This window comes from Pedobacter sp. 01T416_2 (assembly GCF_056398925.1).
Window position 1 is genome coordinate 1 of sequence record NZ_JBFTQI010000405.1, and the last position, 5,268, is coordinate 5,268.

The following is a 5,268-nucleotide window of genomic DNA, read 5'->3' on the forward strand; positions in this document are numbered from 1 at the left end:
GCCGATAGGTTCTGGAGTTTTAATTTTTTTATTTTCATTTTCATTTTCTACATATAGGTCGGCAATGCTATCCCTGACCCATATTTTCGAAAAATCATATTTTGCACTTTGATCTAAAAAATTTGTTTGAATAACTTCTTGAGCCTTAATCTTCGCTGAAAATGCAACCAACAAAAATATCCCTAAAAACTTTATTGTTTTCATATATTGTTTTTGATATTTGATTATAGAGGTAAAATATGAGTTTCCCCTTAAAGGTGCAAAATTATTTCAATAGCTTGATCGATCATTACAGGAGTAAGGTCTAAATGGGTAACCAACCTTATGGTACTGGCACTGGTGGTATTGCAATGCAGTCCTTTTTCTTTCAATTGGTGTACAATTTTCTCTGCCGATCCTTTTTCTACTTCAAAAATAACAATATTGGTCTCAACTGGCATTACCGATTTTACATATTTTGCCCTGGCCAGTGCATTTGCCAGAGCCTGCGCATGGGCATGATCGTCTTTTAAGCGTGTTACGTGATGATCGAGCGCATAAATGCCAGCAGCAGCCAAAAAACCTGCCTGACGCATGCCTCCACCGAAAGCTTTTCTAATTTTTCGGGCTTTATGAATCATTTGCTTGCTGCCCAATAGCACAGAGCCAACTGGTGCACCAAGTCCTTTGGATAGGCAGACCGAAATCCCATCAAAATATTTGCCATACTCGCCCGCCTCATCCCCTGTTGCCACAAGTGCATTAAAAATACGCGCACCATCTAAATGCAGTTTCAATCCTTTTATATTACAGAGGTGATGGATCGGGGCAATCTGTGATAAGGTATAACAGCTTCCGCCACCTTTATTTACTGTATTTTCTAAAACAACCAAACTTGAGTTGGGGTAGTGGATGTTATCTTCATTGATTTCGGGTTCAATCAGCTCTGGAGTCAGAATTCCGCGTTCGCCATGCAACAACCTTACCGATGCGCCAGAGTGATAGGCAATGCCTCCAATTTCGTAGCGGTAAACATGTGCGGTCTGATCGCAGATCACCTCGTCCATGGGCTGGGTAAAACACTTGATCGCAATCTGGTTGGTCATCGTTCCTGACGGGCAAAATAATCCGGCTTCCATATTAAAGGTCGAAGCCAGTTTTGTCTCCAACGCATGCACCGTTTCGTCCTCACCAAAAACGTCGTCGCCCACTTTTGCATTCATCATGGCATCTAACATTCCGGCAGAAGGTTTGGTTACCGTATCACTCCTGAAATCTAAAAATCTGTTGTTCATTTCGCTATCTGGTTGTAAAATATTGTTGAGGTTAAAAAAAAAGACCAATGCCCTTTCTGGTATAATTTTAAGGTTTTTCGGCGATTAAACGCCCTATATAGTGTATTTTTTACACACTTAATTTTCGACAACAACAAATTGTTAAAAAATTATTAAAAAAAAGGATACAAAATATAAGACTTTTTATACTTTTATCGTGCTAAAACCAAAAATAAATAAAATGATAGTAATTGCAGACGGCGGATCTACCAAAACAAATTGGTGTTTGATTAACGAGGCCGGCAGAAAAATTTACTTTAACACCGAAGGTTACAATCCATATTTTTCAAAAGGAGAGTACATTGTAAAGTCTTTGAATGAGTCTCTTCCAGACCACTTGGAAAGAGAGAAATTAACAGCAGTTTATTACTACGGTGCCGGCTGTTCTACACCTGCAAATGTTAAGATTGTGGCCGATGCCATGCAACAGATCTTCACCAATGCAACCATTTTTGTAGGCCATGATTTACTTGCTTCATCTAGAGCACTCCTTGGAAACGAGCCAGGATTTGCTGCTATTTTAGGCACAGGTACAAATTCATGCCTTTATGATGGATCTGAAATTACCATGAACATCGATTCATTGGGGTATTTCCTGGGTGATGAAGGTAGCGGTTCGTACATCGGTAAACGCATTTTAAGCGATTACATGAAAGGTTACATGCCGAAAGGGCTACGTGAAGCTTTTTACGACAACTACGCATTAACCAACGAAGATATTTTCGATAATATTTATAATAAGCCCCTGCCAAACCGTTTCTGCGCAAGCTTTAGTAAATTCTTATACGATTTTAAAGATAACTACGAAGATTATGCTTTTGCTACCATTGATTATGCTTTTACTGCGTTTTTCGAAGCATTGGTAATCCACTACCCTAACTACAAAGACCACAAATTAAACTGTGTGGGTTCTGTAGGTTATAGTTTCCGTGATATTTTAAGTATAGTAGCCGACCGTTACGAAATGGGCGTGGGCAAGATTATCCGCTCACCTATAGATGATCTGGTACATTATCACCTGGAGTTAGCGCCGAAGGCTTAGTCCATAATCCTAAGTCTGGAGTTCTTAGTCCGGAGTCGGATTACAACCATATAAAAATCCCCGATTTGAAATTCAAATCGGGGATTTTTATATCTATCTAAAAGTATCTTTCCTGCTCTTCATCTTGTGTCTCACGTCTCAGATCTAATGTCTCACATCTAAAAAGAGATCTCCTTACCAAAAAGCTTCGCATATTTACGCTTATCAAAACGGTACAAAGTAGCCGCGCGATAAGAAACACCTTTTTGTTTTTCATCAAGCTCTTTTAGTACACCAAAACTCACAATCTTTTTTCTAAAGTTCCTTTTATCGAGTTTTTTGCCCAAAACCAGTTCATAAACATGCTGCAACTGCGTTAAAGTAAATTTCTCTGGCAAGAGTTCGAAAGCAATTGGCTGGTGTTTAATCCGGCGTTTTATTTTTTCTAATCCTTTATCGTAAATTTTCTGGTGATCGAAAGCCAGTTTAGGTAGATCGGTAATCGGCAGCCAATTGGCCCGTTTGGCATAAGTACTGATCGGGCGTAGCTCTTTATCTCCGCCCAAACGGATCAAAGCATAATAAGCCAAAGTAATTACCCTTCCTTGCGGGTGCCTGTGCGGATCGCCAAAAGCATAATACTGCTCCATATAAATACCGCGCAAACCGGTAAGTTCGTACAAAATGCGGGAGGCTGATTGATCTAAACTCTCATCAGGACCAACAATGTTACCGGGCAGTGCCCACCAATCTTTAAACGGTTCTTCATTCCTTTCGATCAGTAGGATTTTTAATTCCTTACCATCAAATCCAAACAAAACGCAATCTATCGAGAATACAGAATCTAAATGAGGTAAAATTTGTTCCAAAGTAAAATTTAGTTATTTTAAGCAGATAAAGGTATGACTTTCAATATTAAGTAAAAAAAATAAAATAAATTACTTAGTGTAAAAAATACACACTATATTCGTATTATAAAGATGGAGCCAAATATAAAAAATATAGCCGTATTAACTTCTGGAGGCGATGCCCCTGGAATGAATGCTGCAATCAGAGCTGTTGTACGTACCGGAATTTACCATGGCATTAACATGTTTGGTGTAATGCAAGGTTACCAGGGTTTAATTACCGACAACATAAAACCAATGGACGCCCGTTCTGTAAGTAATATTTTACACTTGGGCGGTACCATATTAAAAACTGCACGCTGTTTAGAGTTTAAAACAGACGAAGGTCAACAGATTGCTTACAATAACTTAAAGAAGAACGGTATTGATGGACTAGTGGTAATCGGTGGCGACGGAACCTTCACCGGAGCGAAACGTTTTTCGGAAACTTTTGGAGTTAAGGTAATCGGTATACCAGGTACAATTGATAACGACTTAGTTGGATCTGATTTTACCCTGGGTTACGATACTGCTATTAATACAGTAATCGAAGCGATTGATAAAATCAGGGATACTGCCGATGCGCATGACCGTTTGTTCTTTATAGAAGTAATGGGCCGCGATTCGGGATGTATTGCATTAAGAAGTTCGATTGCCAGTGGTGCAGAAGCTGTTTTGTTACCTGAAAGAGAAACCAGCGTTAACGAATTGATTAATAAACTGGCCTTAGGCGCAGCTACAAAAAAATCATCGAGTATTGTTATCGTGGCTGAAGGTCATAAACAGGGTGGCGCTTACGATATTGCTAAGAAGGTAAAAGAAACTTTTGATCATTACGATACCAAAGTAACCATACTTGGCCACCTTCAACGTGGTGGCAGCCCAAGCAGTTTCGACAGAATTTTGGGCAGTCGTTTAGGTTTTGCCGCGGTAAATGCGTTAATTGCAGGCGAAACGGAGCAAATGGTAGGCTTAAAGGGAAATGAAATAAAATTAACCAGCATAAGAGAGGCTTTAACCGCTCATTCTTTTAAACTCGAGCCCGATTTAATGGAAATGACAGAGGTACTTTCAATATAATATGATAGCAGTTGTTTATAGCGGATCGAAAACAGCATTTTGGAAAATAACACAAAATGGACAGGTAGTGGCACATTGCAATACTACTGGCTTAAACCCTTGCTTTGTTGATCCAAAAACAATCTTACAGATTTTAAACAAAAAAGTTGCTTTGGTTAATAATGCAGAAAACATAAAGAAAATTTATTTCTTTGCAGCCGGAGCATCATCAGCAGACAGAAAAGAGGAATTGGCCAAAACCCTTGCATCATTTTTCAAATACAGCAAAATTGTAGTAGAAAATGATTTATTCGGTGCCGCCAAAGCCGCCTGTTATGATCAGCCAGGGATCGTTGGCATGCTGGGCAGTGGCGCACATTGTGCTTACTTTGATGGAAAAAAGCCAATAAACAATAACTTTGGACTGGGTTATATCTTAGGCGACGAGGGTTCTTCAAATTACTTTGGAAAAATACTCCTAAGGGAATTTCTGAGCCTTAAAATGCCTAAAGACATTGAAACCAAATTCACATTAACCTACAATCTAGACCGCCCGCAAATATTAGAACGTATTTACAATAAGCCACAGGCAAATATATTTTTAACTTCATTTTTCGATTTCTTTACCCAAAACAGTAAACACGAATATATCCGTAAGCTGATTGATGGAGGATTTGAAAAATATATCGAAACTTATGTTTTGCCTATGGCAGAAAAATACAACGACCGGGAGATACATATTGTAGGTAAGGTAGGTGCCGAGCTCGAAGACCGGTTAAGGTTGGTAGCGGGCAGATACGACATAAAAATTAAAAGCATTATTAAAGAACCAATACAAAATTTATTAAAACATTACATTAATTAACAGAACAATGAGCAAAATTGGAATAAACGGCTTTGGCCGTATTGGCCGACTGGTTTTCAGAGCCGCATTAAAAAGAGGATTAGATATTGTAGCGATTAACGATTTGATCGAGCCAGATTATAT

General features: G+C 38.8%; 7 protein-coding genes. 4 read left to right on the forward strand and 3 right to left on the reverse strand.

Going from position 1 to position 5,268, the window contains the following annotated elements; translation table 11 throughout:
* On the reverse strand, positions 1-204 hold a 204-nt coding region (locus tag AC1DPQ_RS16580; protein WP_477610284.1), incomplete at its 3' end, for a hypothetical protein.
* 47 nt (positions 205-251) lie between these two features.
* Positions 252-1,274 carry a threonine aldolase family protein gene (locus AC1DPQ_RS16585; RefSeq protein ID WP_477584100.1) on the reverse strand — a complete coding sequence of 341 codons (1,023 nt, stop codon included), beginning with the start codon at positions 1,272-1,274 and terminating at the stop codon, positions 252-254.
* Positions 1,275-1,494: 220 nt separating this feature from the next.
* Here AC1DPQ_RS16585 and AC1DPQ_RS16590 point away from each other — a divergent pair, with 220 nt between their 5' ends.
* Positions 1,495-2,355, forward strand: coding sequence for an N-acetylglucosamine kinase (locus AC1DPQ_RS16590; RefSeq protein WP_029280252.1), 861 nt, complete (start codon positions 1,495-1,497; stop codon positions 2,353-2,355).
* Between the two features lie 158 nt (positions 2,356-2,513).
* Here the strand turns inward: AC1DPQ_RS16590 and AC1DPQ_RS16595 are convergent, their stop codons facing one another.
* The gene (locus tag AC1DPQ_RS16595; RefSeq protein WP_051692040.1) at positions 2,514-3,203 is read right to left on the reverse strand and encodes an NUDIX hydrolase; all 690 of its coding nucleotides are present in this window, start codon (positions 3,201-3,203) and stop codon (positions 2,514-2,516) included.
* 111 nt (positions 3,204-3,314) lie between these two features.
* Between AC1DPQ_RS16595 and pfkA the strand changes: the two genes are divergently transcribed.
* The 3 genes from pfkA to AC1DPQ_RS16610 all read left to right on the forward strand — a co-directional run.
* Positions 3,315-4,301, forward strand: coding sequence for a 6-phosphofructokinase (gene pfkA, locus AC1DPQ_RS16600; RefSeq protein WP_108200905.1), 987 nt, complete (start codon positions 3,315-3,317; stop codon positions 4,299-4,301).
* A 1-nt stretch (position 4,302) separates the two neighbouring features.
* On the forward strand, positions 4,303-5,145 hold the full coding sequence (locus tag AC1DPQ_RS16605; RefSeq protein WP_230145453.1) for a hypothetical protein: 843 nt from the start codon (positions 4,303-4,305) through the stop codon (positions 5,143-5,145).
* A gap of 7 nt (positions 5,146-5,152) precedes the next feature.
* Positions 5,153-5,268: glyceraldehyde 3-phosphate dehydrogenase NAD-binding domain-containing protein (locus tag AC1DPQ_RS16610; protein WP_477610285.1), on the forward strand; the 116-nt coding region annotated here is incomplete at its 3' end.

Bases quoted from the DNA above. Each gene is read 5' to 3' on its own strand.
- AC1DPQ_RS16590 (WP_029280252.1), top strand. From the start codon at position 1,495: ATGATAGTAATTGCAGACGGCGGATCTACCAAAACAAATTGGTGTTTG.
- AC1DPQ_RS16585 (WP_477584100.1), bottom strand. From the start codon at position 1,274: ATGAACAACAGATTTTTAGATTTCAGGAGTGATACGGTAACCAAACCT.
- AC1DPQ_RS16605 (WP_230145453.1), top strand. From the start codon at position 4,303: ATGATAGCAGTTGTTTATAGCGGATCGAAAACAGCATTTTGGAAAATA.
- pfkA (WP_108200905.1), top strand. From the start codon at position 3,315: ATGGAGCCAAATATAAAAAATATAGCCGTATTAACTTCTGGAGGCGAT.